This window comes from Paraburkholderia sp. TE9906 (genome assembly GCF_056279605.1).
Genome location: NZ_JBWCCT010000007.1, coordinates 161,254 through 180,155, shown reverse-complemented (window position 1 = coordinate 180,155; position 18,902 = coordinate 161,254). Strand labels below are relative to the sequence as shown.

The 18,902-nt window shown below is 62.7% G+C and carries 17 protein-coding genes; 12 read left to right on the top strand and 5 right to left on the bottom strand.

What is annotated here, in order from left to right:
• Positions 1-276: 276 nt before the first annotated feature.
• The 4 genes from ACZ9H4_RS20425 to ACZ9H4_RS20410 all read right to left on the bottom strand — a co-directional run bounded on the left by ACZ9H4_RS20425 (position 277) and on the right by ACZ9H4_RS20410 (position 5,116).
• A complete protein-coding gene (locus ACZ9H4_RS20425; protein ID WP_408153779.1) occupies positions 277-1,278 on the bottom strand; it encodes an AraC family transcriptional regulator in 1,002 nt (333 codons plus the stop codon).
• A gap of 287 nt (positions 1,279-1,565) precedes the next feature.
• Positions 1,566-3,302 (bottom strand): PHA/PHB synthase family protein, encoded by a 1,737-nt coding sequence (locus tag ACZ9H4_RS20420; RefSeq protein WP_476120553.1) that lies wholly within the window; start codon positions 3,300-3,302, stop codon positions 1,566-1,568.
• 2 nt (positions 3,303-3,304) lie between these two features.
• Positions 3,305-3,802, bottom strand: coding sequence for a MaoC family dehydratase (locus ACZ9H4_RS20415; protein WP_408143921.1), 498 nt, complete (start codon positions 3,800-3,802; stop codon positions 3,305-3,307).
• Positions 3,803-4,675: 873 nt separating this feature from the next.
• Entirely contained in the window at positions 4,676-5,116 is a 441-nt protein-coding gene (locus ACZ9H4_RS20410) for a hypothetical protein (protein WP_476120551.1), read from the bottom strand.
• A 46-nt stretch (positions 5,117-5,162) separates the two neighbouring features.
• On the opposite strand from ACZ9H4_RS20410, the gene ACZ9H4_RS20405 reads away from it, so the two are divergent.
• The 4 genes from ACZ9H4_RS20405 to ACZ9H4_RS20390 all read left to right on the top strand — a co-directional run bounded on the left by ACZ9H4_RS20405 (position 5,163) and on the right by ACZ9H4_RS20390 (position 8,192).
• The gene (locus tag ACZ9H4_RS20405) at positions 5,163-6,143 is read left to right on the top strand and encodes a quinone oxidoreductase family protein (RefSeq protein WP_476120548.1); all 981 of its coding nucleotides are present in this window, start codon (positions 5,163-5,165) and stop codon (positions 6,141-6,143) included.
• A gap of 10 nt (positions 6,144-6,153) precedes the next feature.
• A complete protein-coding gene (locus ACZ9H4_RS20400) occupies positions 6,154-7,002 on the top strand; it encodes a TauD/TfdA dioxygenase family protein (RefSeq protein WP_408143915.1) in 849 nt (282 codons plus the stop codon).
• A gap of 18 nt (positions 7,003-7,020) precedes the next feature.
• Entirely contained in the window at positions 7,021-7,617 is a 597-nt protein-coding gene (locus ACZ9H4_RS20395; protein ID WP_408143913.1) for an RBBP9/YdeN family alpha/beta hydrolase, read from the top strand.
• Positions 7,618-7,970: 353 nt separating this feature from the next.
• Positions 7,971-8,192 carry a hypothetical protein gene (locus ACZ9H4_RS20390; protein WP_476120545.1) on the top strand — a complete coding sequence of 74 codons (222 nt, stop codon included), beginning with the start codon at positions 7,971-7,973 and terminating at the stop codon, positions 8,190-8,192.
• A 12-nt stretch (positions 8,193-8,204) separates the two neighbouring features.
• Here ACZ9H4_RS20390 and ACZ9H4_RS20385 read toward each other — a convergent pair whose 3' ends face one another.
• Positions 8,205-8,627 carry a hypothetical protein gene (locus ACZ9H4_RS20385; protein WP_408153771.1) on the bottom strand — a complete coding sequence of 141 codons (423 nt, stop codon included), beginning with the start codon at positions 8,625-8,627 and terminating at the stop codon, positions 8,205-8,207.
• 344 nt (positions 8,628-8,971) lie between these two features.
• Between ACZ9H4_RS20385 and ACZ9H4_RS20380 the strand changes: the two genes are divergently transcribed.
• The 8 genes from ACZ9H4_RS20380 (at position 8,972) to ACZ9H4_RS20345 (ending at position 18,736) form a co-directional block, all read left to right on the top strand.
• Entirely contained in the window at positions 8,972-11,365 is a 2,394-nt protein-coding gene (locus tag ACZ9H4_RS20380; RefSeq protein WP_476120543.1) for a glucose/quinate/shikimate family membrane-bound PQQ-dependent dehydrogenase, read from the top strand.
• Positions 11,366-11,909: 544 nt separating this feature from the next.
• On the top strand, positions 11,910-12,515 hold the full coding sequence (locus ACZ9H4_RS20375) for a 2'-5' RNA ligase family protein (RefSeq protein WP_476120541.1): 606 nt from the start codon (positions 11,910-11,912) through the stop codon (positions 12,513-12,515).
• 298 nt (positions 12,516-12,813) lie between these two features.
• Positions 12,814-13,215 carry a DnaJ family domain-containing protein gene (locus ACZ9H4_RS20370; protein WP_476120539.1) on the top strand — a complete coding sequence of 134 codons (402 nt, stop codon included), beginning with the start codon at positions 12,814-12,816 and terminating at the stop codon, positions 13,213-13,215.
• Between the two features lie 197 nt (positions 13,216-13,412).
• Complete coding sequence (gene tadA / locus ACZ9H4_RS20365; RefSeq protein WP_476120808.1) at positions 13,413-13,979, top strand: tRNA adenosine(34) deaminase TadA; 567 nt, start codon at positions 13,413-13,415, stop codon at positions 13,977-13,979.
• A gap of 27 nt (positions 13,980-14,006) precedes the next feature.
• The gene (gene ldcA / locus ACZ9H4_RS20360; protein WP_408143902.1) at positions 14,007-14,933 is read left to right on the top strand and encodes a muramoyltetrapeptide carboxypeptidase; all 927 of its coding nucleotides are present in this window, start codon (positions 14,007-14,009) and stop codon (positions 14,931-14,933) included.
• A 324-nt stretch (positions 14,934-15,257) separates the two neighbouring features.
• Positions 15,258-15,995: a GntR family transcriptional regulator gene (locus tag ACZ9H4_RS20355; RefSeq protein ID WP_476120536.1), complete on the top strand. Its 738-nt coding sequence runs from the start codon at positions 15,258-15,260 to the stop codon at positions 15,993-15,995.
• Between the two features lie 377 nt (positions 15,996-16,372).
• Positions 16,373-17,854: an NCS1 family nucleobase:cation symporter-1 gene (locus tag ACZ9H4_RS20350; RefSeq protein ID WP_408143898.1), complete on the top strand. Its 1,482-nt coding sequence runs from the start codon at positions 16,373-16,375 to the stop codon at positions 17,852-17,854.
• A gap of 51 nt (positions 17,855-17,905) precedes the next feature.
• A complete protein-coding gene (locus ACZ9H4_RS20345) occupies positions 17,906-18,736 on the top strand; it encodes an aspartate/glutamate racemase family protein (protein WP_408326276.1) in 831 nt (276 codons plus the stop codon).
• Positions 18,737-18,902 lie beyond the last annotated feature (166 nt).

The following is an 18,902-nucleotide window of genomic DNA, read 5'->3' as shown; positions in this document are numbered from 1 at the left end:
ATTGAAGAGGGGACGCGGGCGGAGGCAGACGCGATGGCCCGGTGCGATAACAGTGAGCCGATCGTAGTCCCGTTTGCACGTAAATCGATTACCCAAATCGGCCCATCTATTGACAAACCCGGCCACGACCCGCAAACCGGACGGCTCGCCGATATGCGCTTACTTCGCAGCTCGGGGCAACGTGCCGGGGCTGCCGCGCGATGGCGCCGTCAGGCGCGCAGGGACGCGTTCGGGACGCACTCAGGGATGCACTTAGGGACGCACTTAGGGATGCGCTCAGGGATGGCGGCGGTATTCGCCCGGCGTGCTGCCGGTCCAGTGCCGGAAAGCCCGATGAAACGCGGTAGGGTCGTCAAAGCCGACATCGCCCGCAATCGCGGCAATGGCGTCGTGTGTACCGGTGAGTCGCTGGATTGCGATATCGCGCCGCAGTTCGTCCTTCAGCGTCTGGAACGCGGTGTCCTCAGCGGCGAGGCGCCGGCACAGCGTGCGGACCGAGCAGTGCAGACTTCGCGCGGCCTCTTCAATGGTCGGCACATCGGGCAAACAGGCGGCGAGGTATTGCCTGACGCGGTGGCTCGTGAGCTGCTCGCTGAAGGAAACAAAAATCCAGTCTTCCGGCGCACGCGCGAGAAAGTTGCGCAGATTCGTTTTGCGCTGGCGGATCGGCATGTCGAAATACCCGACGCTGAAGCGCATCATTGTTTGCTGGCGGTCGAAATGGACCGGGCCGGGGAACAGATACAGATGATCCACCGTGTGCGGTGGGCAGGAAAACGCAAACTCGACTTGCAGCAGGGGAATCTTCTGACCGATCAGCCACGATGCCACGCCGTGCGCGAGCTTTAACATGAGCTGCTGCCCAAGCATGCTGACGTTCGACGACGGATCGGGGTGAAGGGCGACGCACGCGATCAGGCCGTCCCTGCGCGACTCGAACCTGAAGTCGTCGAGGACGATGTGGAAGAACTGTCCAAACCGATGCATGGCAGTTTCCAGATTGGGTGCATCAAGCAGACTCAGACAGAGAAACTTCAGCGTGCCGCTGCGCATCGGACGCGCGAAGATGCCGGGCATTTCGTCGTCGAATTCGATGGCGAGCGCACGGTATAGCGTCGAAAACTGTTCCTCCGTGACGCGCGCGCCCGGTTCGGTCAGAAGCGCGGGGGAGATGCTAGCCTCATCCAGATACTTGCGCACGAGACCAGGCCGTGCCCCCGCCGCGGCAAGGAAGCCGTTGAGGAGTGAGATCGGGACGGTGGCGCTGGGTGAATGCATGGCTTTGACGAGGCTCGTTGATGTCGGTGCACCACGTTCGTCATTGTACGGCAGCGTTCGGCGCCGGTTGGCGCTATCGGCAAGCTCACCGGAATCGGCAGGTCAGCGTCAGGCAGAGGGAGGTCGGTTCATCCAGTCGAATTGGCTGGCGTGCATCGGGATCAGGTTGCGGCGGCTGTCCGTGAGCACGCCGTTCGCGTGCCGTCACCGGCAACGCCGCCCCGATCATAGGGTTCGCCGAGTCTCGCGGCAGCCGGGCGTGAGCACGCGCCCGGCCCGATGCAACGCTATGCCGTACGAACCTTCGCATAACGCCCCGGTGCCGCTTCGAGCGGCTTATGAAGGGTACTTCCCGGTTTCGTGCGCGCCTTCACCGGCTCTCCGGCGTGCGGCTTGAGCCACTCGATCCAGTGCGTCCACCAGCTACCCGGCTGTGTTTCGGCAGACGCCAGCCACGCCTCCGGATCGCCGGTCGCATCACCACCGGCCCTGAAGCTTCGTTTGTTCTTCGAGGCAGGATTGACGACCCCGGCTATGTGGCCGCTCGCGCCGAGAACGAACTGGGTCGGGCCGCCAACCAGTCGCGTGGATCGATAGGCCGATCGCCACGGCACGATGTGGTCTTCCTCCGTGGCCAGCACGTAGGTGGGGGCATCGATGTGTCCGAGATCGACTGGCGTGCCGCACACCGTCAAGCGTCCTGGTTTGCAGAGGTTGTTCTCCAGATACATGTTGCGCAAATACCAGGTGTACATGGGGCCGGGCAGATTCGTGCTGTCGGCGTTCCAGTACAGCAGGTCGAATGCCATCGGCGACTTGCCCTTCAGGTAGTTGTCGATCACGTAAGGCCAGATCAGGTCGTTGGCCCGCAAGGTCTGGAACGTGAACCCCAGTTCCTTGCCCGAGTAGATGCCGCCCCGGCCGATTGCGCTTTCACGCTGGGCGACGCCGGCTTCGTCGATGAATACACCCAGCTCGCCAGGCTCTTCGAAATCCAGCATCGTGGTGAGCAAGGTGATGCTGGCCAGCTTGTCCTCGCCGCGAGCGCGCGAGATCGCCGCTGCCGATGACAGAATGGTGCCGCCCACACACCATCCCACGGCGTTGACCTGGTCGGCTCGGGTGATCGTGCGCGCTACGTTGATGGCCGTCAACGCGCCCTGTTCGACGTAGTCGTCCCATGTCGTTTGCGCCATGGTGGCATCGGGGTTGCGCCACGACACCATGAACACCGTCATCCCCTGTTCGCAGGCAAAGCGCACGAAGGAATTTTCAGGCTGCAGATCGAGAATGTAGTACTTGTTGATACAGGGCGGAACGATCACCACGGGACGTTTGGCGACCCGGTCCGTGAGCGGCGCGTACTGGATCAGCTGGAACAGATCGTTCTCGAACACGACTGCGCCTTGCGACACCGCCACATTGTGTCCAACCTCGTAAGCGGTTTCGTCTGTGATCGAGATGTTGCCGCGCTGCATATCGTCGAGCAGTTTCGTGAAGCCGTGGCGCAAGCTGTCGCCGTTGGATTCGAACGCGAGCTTGAGCGCCTCGGGATTGGTCGCGACGAAATTGGCCGGACTCAGCGAGTCGATCAACTGCCGCGAGAAGAACACGAGCTTCTGTTTGTCCTTTTCGCTAAGTACGGCAGCTTCGACCACTTCTTCAAGAAACCGCGCGTTGAGCAGGTAGCTCTGCTTGAGCAGGCTATACCATGCATTGTTGCGCCAGTCTTCGGCAAGAAAGCGGCGGTCGCTGCGCTTCGGGGCGATCACGGGCTCGGTTTGCGCGCCCAGTGTGCTAGCCAGAGAGCGGGTCCAGACCGATGTCATCTGCGGCCAGTACGCCGAGACCGCATCGAGCAGGGCCACGGGGGCGAGCCGTGTTCCGAGCGGCGCCGGCTTGGCGTGCGCGGCGTTCTGATCGTAATGGTCTCCATCCGGTTTCATGCTCGCCATCGCGCGCCAGAACAGCGGTCCGGAATCGAGAAATCCCTGTAGATATTCAGTCGGTGCGTTTAACGACATGATTACACCGCCTCGCCTGATTGAACGACGCTGGCAGACTGTTCAGCGTGGGTCGCGCATTCGGCGAGGCGTCGCGTACGAGACGTGGCCATGACGACCGCTTCGCCGTCGATCACCACTTTTCCTCCGACTGTGCACACGGTCGACATCACGACCCGGCGCTGTTCCAACTGCAGTTCTTTCACCGACACCGTCGCATGCACCGTGTCACCAGGCCGAACCGGTGCCTTGAAACGCAGATTCTGTCCGAGGTACAAAGTGCCGGGGCCCGGGAGTTGCCCGGCGAGCGCCGCGGAAATCACACCGGCGGTCAGCATCCCATGCGCAATGCACCCTTTGAACGGCGTGGTCCGCGCGAATGCCTCGTCGATGTGAACGGCGTTGTTGTCGCCCGATGCGGCCGCGAAGGACTGGATGTCCGCCTCCGTGATGGTTTTCGCATAGGTCGCGGTCATGCCGGCTTCCAGGTCTTCAATGTCGTAACCACCGATTTCGTTCATCTCTTTCTCTGCTAGTCGTTAATGAATGGACTTGCCCTGTCTGTTTCCGAAACGCCGCCGCCGCACCGTATCGGGCGTGGCCGACGGATCGCAATCGTGTCGTCTCCTGAGGCGAGGCGCTGGCGACAGCGTTCGCGTCGATTCCCTCCCAGGGCGAGAGGGGCGAGTGCCAATCCGGAAAGCTGCGTTGGACAACGCAGGTACGGGCGGGGGAGTGCTGATGACTGCGGCAGGGAAACTGTTGAGCCGATCGTAGTCCAGACTCAACGCAAATCGACTACCTAAATCAGCCCATCTATTGACAAAGTCGGCCACGACCTTCGAGGCAGAGGGGACGTGCGCCCGTAATCAACCCTTGTATGAAGCAGCCGGTCGGTTCCCGCATGCATTAAGGGGGCGCTGACGGCGGTTGCGACGCGGCTTTGTCGAGAAAGATAGGAATCCGATTGATATCGGCGCATGTTCCTGGCGAGGCCAAAAGTGAAATTCAAATTTCACTTTTGCAGCTGGCGACGCAGCGGGAAAAAACATTGTGCCGTTAAATCAATGGTCTGGATCTTCAGTGCCGGGTTGGCCCACTCCTTGCAAGTTAGCCGGCCAGGTTAGCGGCGCGGTGCTGCTGCCAGTTCTTTTAACAGGAAATTCAGCAATGACCAGGATTGGACAACACGGGACGCAGACGCAACACCTCGCACCTCAGGCAGAGGGCGGAAGGACGGCAGCCAAGGAGGCAACAGTCGATCGTGCAGAAAGCAGAACAGGCGACGGCCGGACCAACTGGGCCTGGGCAAGCGGCAGTTCGAGCTACGACTGGATGGATTCGCATTATCTCGTCACTGACCTCGCTTAGGTCTGCAATCGGGGCGGGGCATTTCAGCGGCGCGCCGGGCGGTCGGGCTGCTGTCCACGCTCGATCGCAGCGCCTCGTATTCGGCCCATTGGCGTGGGATTGGTGTTAACGCGCAGTGTCGCCAAATCACAAAAGAATGTCATCAAAAACGAAATCCGTAGCGCCGGATTGCCGTATCTTCGTTCAACTGATCCCTCTTCCGTTGCGTCGGCATGTGCCCGATGCGCTGGCAAAACTCGGCCAGCATGGCAATCGAGATTTCCTGCCGACGGCGCCTGAAGAGGGAGGCTCCCCACCTGCTTCGCGAGCGGCGTAGATATCGGCCTGGCTTGTGCGCTTTGGGAAAAGGGAGCACTTGCTGCGCGGTCCGCCTGATGAAGCGGCAGCGCGGCGTAGTCAAAGCAGCACATGGAGACCGTGCGGTAATCGACCTCAGTGCCGTGGGCGTAGAGGTCCTTCAGCAACCGCATTACCTTTAAGTCAATCGAGAAACAACCTGGAGAACGAATCATGGCGAAAGCAGTCCGCTTTCATGAGACCGGTGGCCCTGAAGTCTTGCGTTACGAAGACGTTGAAGTCGGCGAGCCGGGGCCCGGTGAGGTTCGCCTGCGCCATGAGGCCGTTGGCCTGAATTTCGCGGACACTTATTTCCGCTCCGGACTCTATCCGGTTCCGTTGCCTGCCGGCATGGGTGTGGAAGCAGCCGGTGTCGTCGAAGCAGTGGGCAAGGGCGTGACGAACGTCGCGGTAGGTGATCGTGTCACCTACACGGGTTTCATCAACACGCTGGGCGCCTACAGCACGGAGCGTCTCTGTCCGGCTGAGCCGCTGATCAAGCTGCCGCAAGGCATCAGTTGCGCGACCGCAGCAGCCATGACCATGCGCGGCCTGACCTCGGCGTATCTGATGCGGCGCATCTATGACTTCAAACCCGGCAACACAATTCTGCTTCACGCTGCCGCGGGCGGCGTCGGGCTGATCGTCTCGCAATGGGCGAAGCTGCTGGGCCTTACGGTGATCGGCACTGTGTCGAGCGAAGCGAAGGCGGAAGTCGCCCGCGCGCACGGCTGCGCGCACACCATCAACTACAGCCACGAAGACGTCGCGAGGCGCGTACGCGAGTTGACCGACGGCGTCGGCGTCAATGTGGTTTTCGACAGCGTCGGCAAGGATACATTCGATGCCACGCTGAATTCAGTCAAACGCCGCGGCCTGATTGTTTGCGTCGGCACGGCGTCGGGACCGATCGCGGCATTCAATCCGCAGATCCTGGCCATGAAAGGATCGCCGTATCTGACCCGTCCGGCGCTTGCCGACTATATCGCCGACCCCGCCGAAAAAGCGGACCTGGCCGCGGAAATCTTCGGCCACGTCGCGGCGGGCCGCATCAGCATCGAAATCAATCAGCGCTATGCGCTCGAGGATGCCGCGCAGGCGCACCGCGATGTCGAATCGCGCAAGACAACGGGCTCGTCCGTGTTCGTCATTTAAGGAGAGCGACATGCATATCGAACAACTCAGCAACGCCATTGGCGCCGAACTGGTGGGTGTCAGGCTTGCCGACGCGATCCACGACGATGGCCTCTTTGCCGAGATTCGCGCGAACCTGCTCAAGCATCGCGTCCTGTTCCTTCGCGATCAGGAGATTAGCCGTGCCGAGCATGTCGCGTTCGCGCGGCGCTTCGGCGACCTGGAGGGCCACCCGGTCTCGGGCAGCGATCCCGAGAATCCAGGCCTCGTGCGCATTTACAAGTCGCCGGATCAGCCTAACGACCGCTACGAAAACGCCTGGCATTCCGATGCAACCTGGCGCGATGCGCCTCCGTTCGGTGCTGTGCTGCGATGCGTGGAATGTCCGCCCGTTGGCGGCGATACGATGTGGGCGAACATGGTGCTCGCGTATGAGAACCTCCCCGCGCACGTCAAGGAGCAGATCGCCGATCTGTACGCACGCCACAGCATCGAAGCGAGCTTCGGTGCGGCGATGCCGATCGAAAAACGGCACGCGTTGAAAGCGCAATATCCCGATGCGGAACATCCGGTTGTACGCACACACCCTGAAACGGGCGAGAAAGTGCTGTTCGTCAACGCGTTCACGACGCACATCACGAACTACCACACGCCGGCGCGCGTGCGCTTCGGACAGGACGCCAATCCGGGTGCGGGCGATCTGTTGCGCTATCTCATCAGCCAGGCCTACATCCCCGAGTACCAGGTGCGCTGGCGCTGGAAACCGAACAGCATCGCGATCTGGGACAACCGCAGCACGCAGCACTATGCGGTGATGGATTACGCGCCGTGCCATCGCAAGATGGAGCGAGCCGGGATCGTTGGCGACCGGCCGTATTAACCTGAAGGAATCGACGTCGTGACTCCCGATACGGCACCTACGATACTGATCGTGCCCGGCCTGCGTGACCACGTGGCCGAACACTGGCAGACGCTGCTGCAGGCTCGCCTTCCCAAAGCGGCTTCAGTGCCGCCGCTCGAATACGACAAGCTCAGTTGCGCGGCGCGCGTCGCGGCACTGAACGAGGCCATCGCGAAGATCGACGGGCCGATCGTGCTGGTCGCTCACAGCGCCGGCGTCATGATTACCGTGCATTGGGCGCAGCACCACAGCCGTCCGATTCAGGGCGCGCTGCTGGCTACCCCGGCCGACCTGGAACTGCCCATGCCCGCAGGCTATCCGACGCTGGACGTGCTCGAAGATCACGGGTGGTTGCCAATCCCGCGCAAACCGCTGCCGTTCCGGAGCATCGTCGGAGCCAGCCGCAACGATCCCCTTGCGGCGTTCGATCGCGTTGCCACTATGGCCGCCGATTGGAACAGCCGCTTCGTCGACCTTGGCGAAGTGGGACATCTGAACCCTGCGGCCGGCTATGGAGAGTGGCCGCTGGCGGAGAGTCTCATCCGCGAGCTTGCCGGATCTGGACGGGACGACGGAGCAGGGCGAGGCGCCTGAGGTCAATACATTGGTCGCGGTCGGTGGCCGCGTCGACCTTGTCTGTTCGTCGTGTCTGATTGACGGGCGCAATCTCGACACGGCCTTCCGTTCGCAGCAGTCCAGTGCAAAGCTGATGCGCAACGCGGCGCCATCTTCGCAACGGAATCCGAATTCGTCCGGGTAGCAACGGCATTGCTTTGCTTCACGGCGATCTTGCCGTTGTGCCGGCGTGGGGAAGTGGGACGGCGAGGGCGGTGCTTGAACAGCAGGCCGTGGTTGCGCACCACCGATAAACCTTTTTGGCATTCACGCACGATTGACCGTGTGCGTCTCGGGTTTCGCCGGAACAGTGCGGGCTTGAAGTGCCGAAGATGCTGGGTGTGACCCCGGTTAGCAAAACCATTGCGGGCATCAGGTTACATTCGATTGCGGGCGATTCAGCGACGGCGTGGTCAATGGTCATTTCAAAAGAAAAGTTACTAAGCCACGGAAGAAAAACGCGCTTGCCGGGGATTTTGTCGCGTTGTGCGGCCATTTATATTATAAGTAATCCTATCATTATTCTTTTAAGACAAATTCTCGAAGGAGCCTGAAGTTGCAGGGTTTCATTCGACGGTCTTGTCGCGTGGATTTTCGCGTGGTGCGGCTAATGAACAAGACCCTGTCTCGCAGGGGCGAGTGCGCTTGCCGCATTGAATGGGGAAATAGGAGTCATCGTCGCCGTGCAAATAGCTGTGTAGGGATTGGAGCAATCGTCCATTTCTAGCCGACACGATGACAAACGGCGGACGATCACCAAGACTTGTGCCGTTTTTGCAGCCATGTACTTGAATATGTAACCCCGAATGCGCGATGGTGGTGACTTGTCGCCGGCGTTGTCGATGATCCACCGCTGCTGTGCCGGATAGAGCATCCATCGACCGGTATTGGCTAATGCCAATGCCCTGTCGTACGCAATGCCGGGTCGCCGCCGACAGCGGCAGGATGTCCGCACCGCCGCCGCCCGCTTCATCGGGACGCGCTTTCAAGCACACATCTCTCGATGACACGCTATCCCTCGGCTATCATCGTCAATGGACTGGCTTACAACCCATGGCGCTTGCGCACAGCAGGCAAAGAGGAAACTGCGCGGCATGCAATGAAAGGAATGTGTCATGACGGTCTCTCCTGTCGATGAACACGCTGCCGCCAGGCCGATGCCGCTCAGCCATGCGAGCCGCATAGCGCCGTTCGACTCGCGATGCTTCGAGGTACGAATCGTGCTACGCGACAGCAGAATGTCAATCCCGTCCCCGGAGCGTTCAAGCCTTCCCGCTTGCCAGGCGTTTCGTCTCATTCCGACGCGGCATTACCAACTGCAGAGGTAATCAGGATGCAAAGATCCGAATCTTCTTCCATAGCACGCGTGCTGACTGTGGTCTTCGCCGCCTTGTCCGGGTTGTATCTGCTGGTCGGCGGCGTCTGGCTGGTGGCGAGCGGTGGCTCGCCGTACTACGTCATCGCAGGCGTCGTCATGCTGGTCACGGCCGTTCTCGTCCAGCGCCGCAAACCGCTTGCGCTTGGTCTCTATGCATTGCTGCTGTTGGGGACCATCGGATGGTCGCTGTGGGAAGTCGGCACCGACTTCTGGGCGCTGACGCCGCGTCTCGGCGTGCTGGTCATCTTCGGCATCTGGCTGCTGCTGCCATTTGTCTATCGCCGCTTCGACGCGCCGGCCAGGACGCCGGCCATGGCGCTCGGCGCCACATTGATTGTCAGCGGCGTCGTGCTGGTTTATGCGGTCTTCAACGATCCGCAGGAACTGAACGGCACGCTGAGCAGCGCGTCCGCACCCGAGGCGGCCACGGCCGCATCTGCCGCTGACGCCGACTGGCCCGCGTACGGCCGCACTCAGCACGGCACGCGCTACTCGCCGCTCAAGCAGATCAACGCGGAGAACGTGAAGAATCTGCAACCGGCGTGGACATTCCGCACCGGCGACATGAAGCGTTCGACCGACCCGGGCGAGATCACCGATGAAGTCACACCGATCAAAATAGGTAACCTGCTGTATCTATGCTCGCCGCACCAGATCCTGTTCGCGCTGGACGCCGCGACCGGCCAGGAAAAGTGGCGTTTCGATCCGAAGCTGAAGACCGATCCGAGCTTCCAGCACGTGACGTGTCGCGGTGTGTCGTATCACGACCTGACGGCTACCGGTGCGGGCGATGACGGGCAGGCGGCGGCACCGTCGGCGGCGCCCGCGACATGCGCGCGCCGGATATATCTGCCGGTGAACAACGGTCACCTGTACGCTGTCGACGCGCTAAGCGGCCAGTTGTGCAAGGACTTCGCGACCAATGGCGACCTCGATCTGCAAGCCGGCCAGCCGGTGACGACCGCCGGTCAATACGAGCCGACCTCGCCGCCCGTCATTACCGACAAGGTGATTGTGATCGCGGGCGCCGTCGAAGACAATTACTCGACGCGTGAGCCTTCCGGCGTGATTCGCGGTTTCGACGTGACCACGGGCAAGCTGCTGTGGGCATTCGATCCGGGCGCGAAAGAGCCCAACGCGGTGCTTGGCGAAGGTCAGCGTTATTCGATCAATTCGCCGAATTCGTGGGCGCCGTCCGTCTACGACGCGAAGCTCGATCTGGTCTATCTGCCGATGGGCGTGACCACGCCGGACATCTGGGGCGGCAACCGCACGCCGGAGCAGGAACGTTTCGCCAGCGGCCTGCTCGCGCTCAATGCGACCACCGGCAAGCTGGCATGGTTCTATCAGACCGTCCATCACGATCTCTGGGACATGGACTTGCCGGCCCAGCCGACGCTCGCCGACATCACCGATCAGTCGGGCAATGTCGTGCCGGTCGTCTACGCGCCGGCCAAGACCGGCAACATCTTCGTGCTCGACCGCCGCACCGGCAAACCGATCGTGCCGGCGCCGGAAAGGCCGGTCCCGCAAGGTGCGGCGACAGGCGATCACGTATCGCCGACGCAGCCGTTCTCCGATCTGACATTCCGGCCGAGCCGGAAATTGACGGGCGCCGATATGTGGGGCGCCACGATGTTCGATCAACTCGTGTGCCGCGTGATGTTCCAGCATCTGGACTATGACGGTACGTTCACGCCGCCGTCGGAACGGGGCACGCTGGTGTTCCCCGGCAACCTCGGCATGTTCGAGTGGGGTGGCCTTGCCGTGGATACGGATCGGCAGATCGCGATTGCGAATCCGATCGCGCTGCCGTTCGTGTCGAAGCTGATTCCGCGCGGCCCGGGCAACCCGATCGAACCGGATAAGAACGCCAAAGGCGGCAGCGGCACCGAAACCGGCATTCAGCCTCAGTACGGCATTCCGTTCGGCGTCGAGTTGAATCCGTTCTTTGCGCCGACCGGTTTGCCGTGCAAGCAACCGCCGTGGGGTTATGTGTCGGCGATCGATCTGAAGACGAACCAGATCGTCTGGAAGAGGCGTATCGGCACAGTGCGCGACAGCGCGCCGTTGCCGCTGCCGTTCAAGATGGGCATGCCGATGCTGGGCGGCCCGATGACGACGGCGGGCCACGTGTTCTTTATCGGCGCCACTGCCGACAACTACATCCGCGCGTTCGACACGGATACCGGCGACATGTTGTGGCAGGCCCGCTTGCCCGCAGGCGGCCAGGCAACGCCGATGACCTATGAAGCGAATGGCAAACAGTATGTCGTGATCGCAGCGGGGGGGCATGGCTCGTTTGGCACGAAGCTGGGCGACTATGTGATGGCTTATGCGCTGCCTTGATTGCAAGGCGCGGGGTCTTTGCGGTATCGGTGCCGGCGATCGGCGCAGATGCCGCGAAGCCTTCGCGAGGTGGCGGTGCTCAAGGTAGCCAAAAGGCTTGGCGCAAGGGGGCGTGTGTGACACCGGAACGTCCTGCATTGCCCAACCAGCTCTGCAATTCCGCCTTTCTCGACCGTATCAACAGAAATTGGCGCGCAGTATTTCCAGCGACGGCATGCAGCGGCCTTGCGGCGTAAAACTGTGCAAATGCCACGCCGATGCAGACGCCCAACCCGACGATGCCACGCGAGCCGCCGTTAAGGACGCCACTGCTTGTGCGTGCCACATCGCATTTCGCGGCGGCGTCCAACACTTCGAGCTTTTTGCGCAGTTGCACATTGCTGCAGATACTGTATGAATGTACAGTGTCACTCGTGGGCGGAACGTGAGTGCATGTGGTCCCCATCCGGGAAACACAGGGGTGCCACTGATGCGTCGTGGTCGCGCGCGAACTTCAACATGAAGGAAGATTCCTCTATGCCGGCTTTACCCGGTGACGAACGAAATGCCTGAACAACTATGGTTGCCCGGACTTGAAGCGCCGCCGACGCCAACAGACGGTCTGTTTTTCGCGGTCTTCCCCGACGTCAATACGGCGGCCACGATTTCGAAGCTCGCGCAAGAACTCTGCGCGGACACGCGCGTGCGCAGCAAGCCGCTCGCGGCTAACCGTCTGCATGTGACATTGCTGCATCTCGGGAATTTCGCAGGCGGCCTGCCTCCGGATAAGGTGGATGCCGCGATACGGGCCGCCGCGTCGATTCACATGGCGCCATTCACGGTCGGATTTGACGCGGTCGCGAGCTTTGGGTCGAAACCCCGGCCGGGTCCTCTTGTCTTGACCGGTGGCGAGGGCTTCGTCGGTCTTCATGCGCTTCATGACGCGCTGGTGCACGCGTTGCAGCACGCCGGTTTTGGGGAACGCGCGGGTTCAATCGCCACGTCCTACGTGCCGCACGTCACTTTGGCGTATGGCATGCCTTGGGCTGCGGAGCGTCCAGTTGAATCGGCGTGCTGGAACGTGCGCGAGTTTGCGTTGATACACAGTCTGCTTGGACGCACGCGCCATGTTGCGCTGGCTCGCTGGCCGCTGGCGGCGGCTGAGTCATGATTTGCGGCGGCCTGGCAATGTGAGGGCGCGCGCTGCGTGTGTGTCATGCCTCTGTCATGCCTCCGTTTCATGGAACGGGCGGGAGACAGCAGGCAGCTTCACGCGCGCAAACGGCCCGTACAGCACCACTGCCGCCTGCGCCAGAAGCGCCGCCCAGACGGATCTTTCACTGTTGCCGACCTCTATGCGTCCCCCAAATACGCAATATCTGAAAACCGGCGCGTTTTGCCCACCAGACGGGCAGAACGGTCGTGCGCTCCCTGATAGAATGCTTGGGCCGCAACGTAGTGGATTGCAGATGAGATTGCTTGATGCGCTTGTCGAACAGCGTATTGCCGCCGCCGCCGCGCGTGGTGAATTCGACGACTTGCCGGGCGCGGGTGCGCCGCTGCCCCAGGACGACGATGCGTTGGTCCCGGAAGAGGTGCGCGTCGCCAACCGGATCCTGAAGAACGCGGGCTTCGTGCCGCCCGCGGTCGAGCAGTTGCGCGCGTTGCGCGACCTGCAAACGGAGCTGAATGCCGTGAGTGACCAGGCTACCCGTTGCCGTCTCCAGGCGCGCATGCTGGCGCTCGATATGGCGCTCGAATCGCTGCGCGGCGGCCCGCTGGTTTTGCCGCGCGACTATTGCCGGCGAATCGCCGAGCGGCTGTTGGAGCGCGTCGGCAACCTCAATACGGCTGACGCGGGTTCGCGGTGAGCGACGCGCTCGTCCACCGCGCCGCCTCAGGGCCACGGCCAGAGCCGGCATCCAGCGAATCCCATGAAATGCCGGACGTGCCAGTCGCGCCTAACGAGTCCATATCGGCGTGCGCCGACGCGGCCGACGCTTCCGTAGCGTCGGCGGCCGCTAGCGGCACAGAGGCGACCCCCGCCAACACCCCCGCCGATCCACCGGTGTCCGCCATTTTCTCCGAACGTGATCGCCGCTTCATGGCGCTCGCCCAGGCCGCCGCAGAAGAAGCACGCGCGGCCGGCGAAGTGCCGGTCGGCGCGGTGCTCGTGCGCGGCGACGAAGTCATCGCAAGAGGTTTCAATCATCCGATCGGCGCGCACGATCCGTCGGCACATGCGGAAATGGTCGCGTTGCGCGCCGCCGCGCAAGCTGTCGAGAACTACCGGCTGCCGGGCTGCGAGCTCTACGTGACGCTCGAGCCGTGCCTGATGTGCGCCGGTGCGATCATGCACGCGCGCATTGCCCGCGTCGTGTTCGGCGCGCGCGATCCTAAAACCGGCGCATGCGGCAGCGTCGTCGATGCGTTCGCGAATCCGCAACTGAATCATCACACCACGGTGAGCGGCGGCGTGCTCGAAGCCGAATGCGGCGCGGCGCTCAAGTCGTTCTTCGCCGAGCGGCGCCGCGCGAGCCGCGCGGCACGCGCGGCGGCGCGTGGTGACGCAGGTCCCGAAGCGGCTCCGGAAGCCGACGGCGAGCCGGCTCATACCCGCACCGAGCCGCATTAAAACAACCACCTTCAGCAGGTCTTGCCCATGACCGTCCATCGCACTTTCGAACTGATTGCGCCGTCCGGATATCCGCACGACCCCGAGGTGGTGCATCGCGCGTTGCGTCGTCTGCATGCTCAGGGACACCGGGTCGACGGCGAGGACGCGACGAAGCGCCGCTATCAGCGCTTCGCGGGCACCGACGGCGAGCGCGCGGCCGATCTGAACCGGCTCGCCGATCCGTCGCGCAAGCTGCCCGACGTGGTGCTGGCCGTGCGCGGCGGTTACGGCGCGGTGCGCATCCTGCACGGACTCGACTACGAAGGGCTGCAACGGCGCCTCGCCGGTCAGCCAGTCGCGCTCGTCGGCCATAGCGATTTCACCGCGATCCAGCTCGCGCTGCTGGCGCGCGCCGGCTTGAAAACGTTCGGTGGTCCGATGCTGATGAGCGATTTCGGCGCGGAGGATCTCAGCGAATTCACGATGCAACACTTCTGGTCCGCTGTGTCGCAGCCGACCATGACGGTGACGGGCAACACGCCGCAAGCGCAGCCGGTCGACGTGTCGGGCATGCTGTGGGGCGGCAATCTGGCGGTGCTGGCGTCGCTGATCGGCACGCCGTACATGCCGCCGGTGCAGGGCGGCATCCTGTTCATCGAGGACGTCAACGAGCAGCCGTTCCGGGTCGAGCGGATGATTTATCAACTGCATCTGGCCGGCATCCTCGCGCAGCAGCAGGCGCTCGTGTTCGGCGACTTCTCGGGCAGCAAAGCGTACGACTACGACAATGGCTATGACCTGAGCGCGACGATCGAGCAGGTGAGGTCGTTGATCGGCATTCCGGTCGTCACGGGGTTGCAGTTCGGGCATGTCCGCAACATGCTGACGTTGCCGGTGGGCGCGGACGCGCATCTCGTCGCCGATGCGCATGGGTTCGAGCTGAGCCTGTCCGGCTATCCGTGTCTCGGCTGACCTGACGGGCCGGACTGGGCCGGAGCGAAGCGGGCAATGGCCCGCTTTCTTTTGATTTTACAAACGCAACTAACTGTCAGCTATTCGCGTCGCCCACATACGGGCCAGTCCCAGTGAAGGTTTCCATTTTGTTGACAAAATGCGCACCCAATAGACAGCCTCCGCGCCACCTAATTAAACTCATATTGAAGCGAGGCCTTGTGACGCCACGCGCCGCTTGACCAGCCGACCGGGCCCGCAACGAAGATTGTCAAAGTTCCAAAGAAAAATTGTTGACAATCTTTATGTCCATCCTATGATGACCACCATACCGAGACGCAAATCATGTCCGACACAGACGCCGCCGCGAACAGTTCGAAGCCCGAAGCGATTGCAGAGCGCATCCGCGCCGCGATCCTCGAACATCGGCTCGCACCCGGCGCCAAGCTGACCGAAGCACAGTTGTGCGAAGTATTCGGCGTGAAGCGTGGCACTATCCGCCAGGCGCTCGCGCAACTGGCGACCGACCACCTCGTCGATCTCGAACCGAATCGCGGTGCGTTCGTCGCGAGTCCGTCGCTGCAGGAAGTGCATGAGGTGTTCGAAATGCGCCGCATCATCGAACTCGCAGTGGTCGAAAAGATCTGCAGCGGCCACGGCATGCGGCGATTGAAGAGTATCGGCAGCATGATCGGCCGTGAACGCAAGGCGTTCGAAACACGTGATTTTCCGGCGTGGATTCGCCTGTCCGGCGAGTTTCATACCGAGTTGGCGGGGCTCACCGGCAACGCCGTGCTGTGCGATTGTCTGAATGGACTGGTCGCGCGCTCGACGCTGATTTCCGCGCTGTACGAGTCGCTTGGGCGCAGTCCCTGTTCGTTCGAAGACCATGAAGCCATTCTCGCCGCGCTCGACGCCGGCGATGCGAAAGAGGCGGCGGCATTGATGTCGCGCCATCTGCAAAGCGTCGAGTTGAAGATGCTGGAGCGCCCCGCACGTGGTGCGGCAGATTTGCATGAAGTGTTCGGCGCGCGGGGCGCGGCATCGAAAGAGGCGTCCAAAGCAGGATCGACATCGGGCTGAGGCATGCAGCAAGAGCACCGACGAGCACCAACGAGCACGAATCAGCAGGAACAGGCACGCGTCCATCAGCGGCGCGCGCGGCACTGAATTGAATTGAACCGAATCAGGCGTTGCAAGGCGGCTCGGCGTGAGCGCTGCCGGCTTGCGCACGCACGTCCGTCGCCACGCGACCGACTTCGAGCAGCGACGCATCGCCGGGAATCCGCGGCGGCTGGCGATGCGATAACCACAAGTACTTCAGTACGGAGACGCCCGCGGCACGGCCTGCCGGATGGCGCCGCTCTCTCGATCCCGGATGGGCGAGGAGGGCGCGACCGGGATGGCCGGTGCAACGTCCTTCGATGCGCTATCGACGGTCCCCATCTCAAGGAGGAATCATGGCTCAGTTCAGTGCAGCGCCCGGCAATCCCTCGATGTCCACTTATACAGACGAAGGCACGCAAGCCGATCCGTCGATGCCGGCCGGCTACAGCGAGCGGCTCTACAACGAAGATCTCGCGCCGCTGCGCAATCAAACCTGGGGCGCGTACAACATCTTCGCGTTCTGGATGTCGGACGTGCACAGCGTCGGCGGCTACGTGTTCGCAGGCAGTCTGTTCGCGCTCGGGCTGACGAGCTGGCAGGTGCTGATCGCGCTGCTGGTCGGCATCACGATCGTCAACCTGCTGTGCAACCTGATCGCGAGACCGAGCCAGGCGAACGGCGTGCCTTACCCGGTCGCGTGCCGCGCCACCTTCGGCGTGCTCGGCGCGAATATTCCCGCGGTGATTCGCGGGCTGATCGCGGTCGCGTGGTACGGCATTCAGACCTATCTCGCGTCGAGCGCGCTGGTGATCGTCGTGCTCAAGTTCGTGCCGTCGCTGCTGCCTTATGCCGACGTTCATCATCATGGCTTCATGGGCCTGTCGACGCTCGGCTGGGCCGGCTTCATGCTGCTGTGGGTCTTGCAGGCGCTGGTGTTCTGGCATGGCATGGAGACCATCAAGAAGTTCATCGACTTCGCCGGTCCCGCCGTCTACGTGGTGATGTTCATTCTGGCAGGCTACATGGTGTATCGCGCGGGATGGCGCAACATCGGCATCAACCTGGGCGGCGTCAAATATCACGGCATGCAGGTGGTGCCGGTGATGATCACGGCGACCTCGCTGGTGGTCTCGTACTTCTCCGGACCGATGCTGAATTTCGGCGACTTCTCGCGCTACGGCAAAAGTTTTCGCAGTGTGAAGCGCGGCAACTTCTGGGGTCTGCCGGTCAACTTTCTCGCCTTCTCGCTGGTGACGGTGATCACGACCGCCGCCACGTTGCCGGTATTCGGCGAGCTGATCACGGACCCCGTCGAAACGGTCGGCCATATCGACTATCCGACCGCGGTGATCCTCGGCGCATTGACCTTCACGATCGCGACCATCGGCATCAATATCGTGGCCAATTTCGTCTCGCCGGCCTTCGATTTTTCGAACGTCGCGCCGCGCCTCATCAGCTGGCGTGCGGGCGGAATGCTCGCGGCGGTGGCATCGATCTTCATCACGCCGTGGAATCTGTTCAACAACCCGGCGGTGATCCACTACACGCTCGACGTGCTCGGCAGCTTCATCGGCCCTTTGTACGGCGTCCTGATCGTCGACTACTATCTCGTGAAGCGTCAGAAGATCGTGCTCGACGATCTGTACACGGTCGCGCCCACCGGCTCGTACTGGTATCGCAATGGCGTCAACTACCGGGCCGTGGCCGCGTTGCTGCCGGCCGCGCTGATCGCGGTGATCTGCGTGATGACGCCGGGGCTCGACGGCATGGCGAATTTCTCCTGGTTCATCGGCGCGGGTCTCGGTGCGCTGTTCTATCGCGTACTCGCACGCTGAATCCCACAGTCCCAGGCGGGCTTCCTTCGAAGCGCGTCAACTGGAGTTCCTATGCGCATCAAACTGATCAACCCGAATACGACGCAGCGTATGACCGAAGCCATGGGCCGCTGCGCCCGTGAAGTCGCCTCGCCCGGTACCGAAGTGATCGCGGTGAATCCGACCATGGGGCCGCCGTCGATCGAAGGCTATTACGACGAGGCGCTCGCCACGCCGGGCTTGCTGGCCGAAGTCGCCGCGGGCGAGCGCGAGGGCTGCGACGGCTACGTGATCGCCTGCTTCGGCGACCCCGGTTTATACGCGGCGCGCGAGCTGGCGCGTGGTCCGGTGATCGGCATCGCGGAGGCGGCGATGCACGCGGCGAGCGTGCTGGCGCCTGGCTTCTCGGTGGTGACGACGCTCGCGCGGACCTGCGGCATGGCATGGCACCTCGCCGAGCGTTACGGCATGAAGCGGTTTTGCCGCAACGTGCGCGCGACCGACGTCGCCGTGCTCGATCTCGACAAGCCTGGCTCGGCCGCACGCCGCATCATCCTCGACGAATGCCGGCGTGCGCTTGCCGAGGACGGCTCGGACGCGATCGTGCTCGGGTGCGCGGGCATGGCCGAGCTATGCGCGGAGATCGAGGACGCGCTCGGCGCGCCGGTGATCGAAGGCGTGACAGCCGCTGTCAAATGGACGGAGGCGCTGGTCGCACTGCGTCTGTCGACGGCCAAGCGCGGCGACTATGCGAGGCCCTTGGCCAAGCGCTACGACGGCGCGCTGGCCGCGTTTAGCCCGGCGCCGGCCGATCCGGATCCGCAGCGCCCGCACGACGCCGAAGCCGCGGATCCGCTGCGGGTAAACGCTAGCGCGCCGGGCCAGCACATACATTCCGTCTGACACGCACTATCTGGCCGGGTGTATGGGCGCACCCGGGTGTTTTCGCTACACTGGATCAACTCGGCGCGGGTGCCTGAAGTGCTTTTTTGCGGCTGATTCAGAGGGTTGGGTCGGCGGCGGCGAGCACCTCGTGCACGGCCCACATGCTCATGCACAGACTGCGCGA

What these genes read in the sequence shown, in the direction of transcription:
- ACZ9H4_RS20425 (WP_408153779.1), bottom strand. Translation starts at nt 1,278, where the DNA reads ATGCATTCACCCAGCGCCACCGTCCCGATCTCACTCCTCAACGGCTTC.
- ACZ9H4_RS20420 (WP_476120553.1), bottom strand. Translation starts at nt 3,302, where the DNA reads ATGTCGTTAAACGCACCGACTGAATATCTACAGGGATTTCTCGATTCC.
- ACZ9H4_RS20415 (WP_408143921.1), bottom strand. Translation starts at nt 3,802, where the DNA reads ATGAACGAAATCGGTGGTTACGACATTGAAGACCTGGAAGCCGGCATG.
- ACZ9H4_RS20405 (WP_476120548.1), top strand. Translation starts at nt 5,163, where the DNA reads ATGGCGAAAGCAGTCCGCTTTCATGAGACCGGTGGCCCTGAAGTCTTG.
- ACZ9H4_RS20400 (WP_408143915.1), top strand. Translation starts at nt 6,154, where the DNA reads ATGCATATCGAACAACTCAGCAACGCCATTGGCGCCGAACTGGTGGGT.
- ACZ9H4_RS20390 (WP_476120545.1), top strand. Translation starts at nt 7,971, where the DNA reads ATGCTGGGTGTGACCCCGGTTAGCAAAACCATTGCGGGCATCAGGTTA.
- ACZ9H4_RS20380 (WP_476120543.1), top strand. Translation starts at nt 8,972, where the DNA reads ATGCAAAGATCCGAATCTTCTTCCATAGCACGCGTGCTGACTGTGGTC.
- ACZ9H4_RS20375 (WP_476120541.1), top strand. Translation starts at nt 11,910, where the DNA reads ATGCCTGAACAACTATGGTTGCCCGGACTTGAAGCGCCGCCGACGCCA.
- ACZ9H4_RS20370 (WP_476120539.1), top strand. Translation starts at nt 12,814, where the DNA reads ATGAGATTGCTTGATGCGCTTGTCGAACAGCGTATTGCCGCCGCCGCC.
- ldcA (WP_408143902.1), top strand. Translation starts at nt 14,007, where the DNA reads ATGACCGTCCATCGCACTTTCGAACTGATTGCGCCGTCCGGATATCCG.
- ACZ9H4_RS20355 (WP_476120536.1), top strand. Translation starts at nt 15,258, where the DNA reads ATGTCCGACACAGACGCCGCCGCGAACAGTTCGAAGCCCGAAGCGATT.
- ACZ9H4_RS20350 (WP_408143898.1), top strand. Translation starts at nt 16,373, where the DNA reads ATGGCTCAGTTCAGTGCAGCGCCCGGCAATCCCTCGATGTCCACTTAT.
- ACZ9H4_RS20345 (WP_408326276.1), top strand. Translation starts at nt 17,906, where the DNA reads ATGCGCATCAAACTGATCAACCCGAATACGACGCAGCGTATGACCGAA.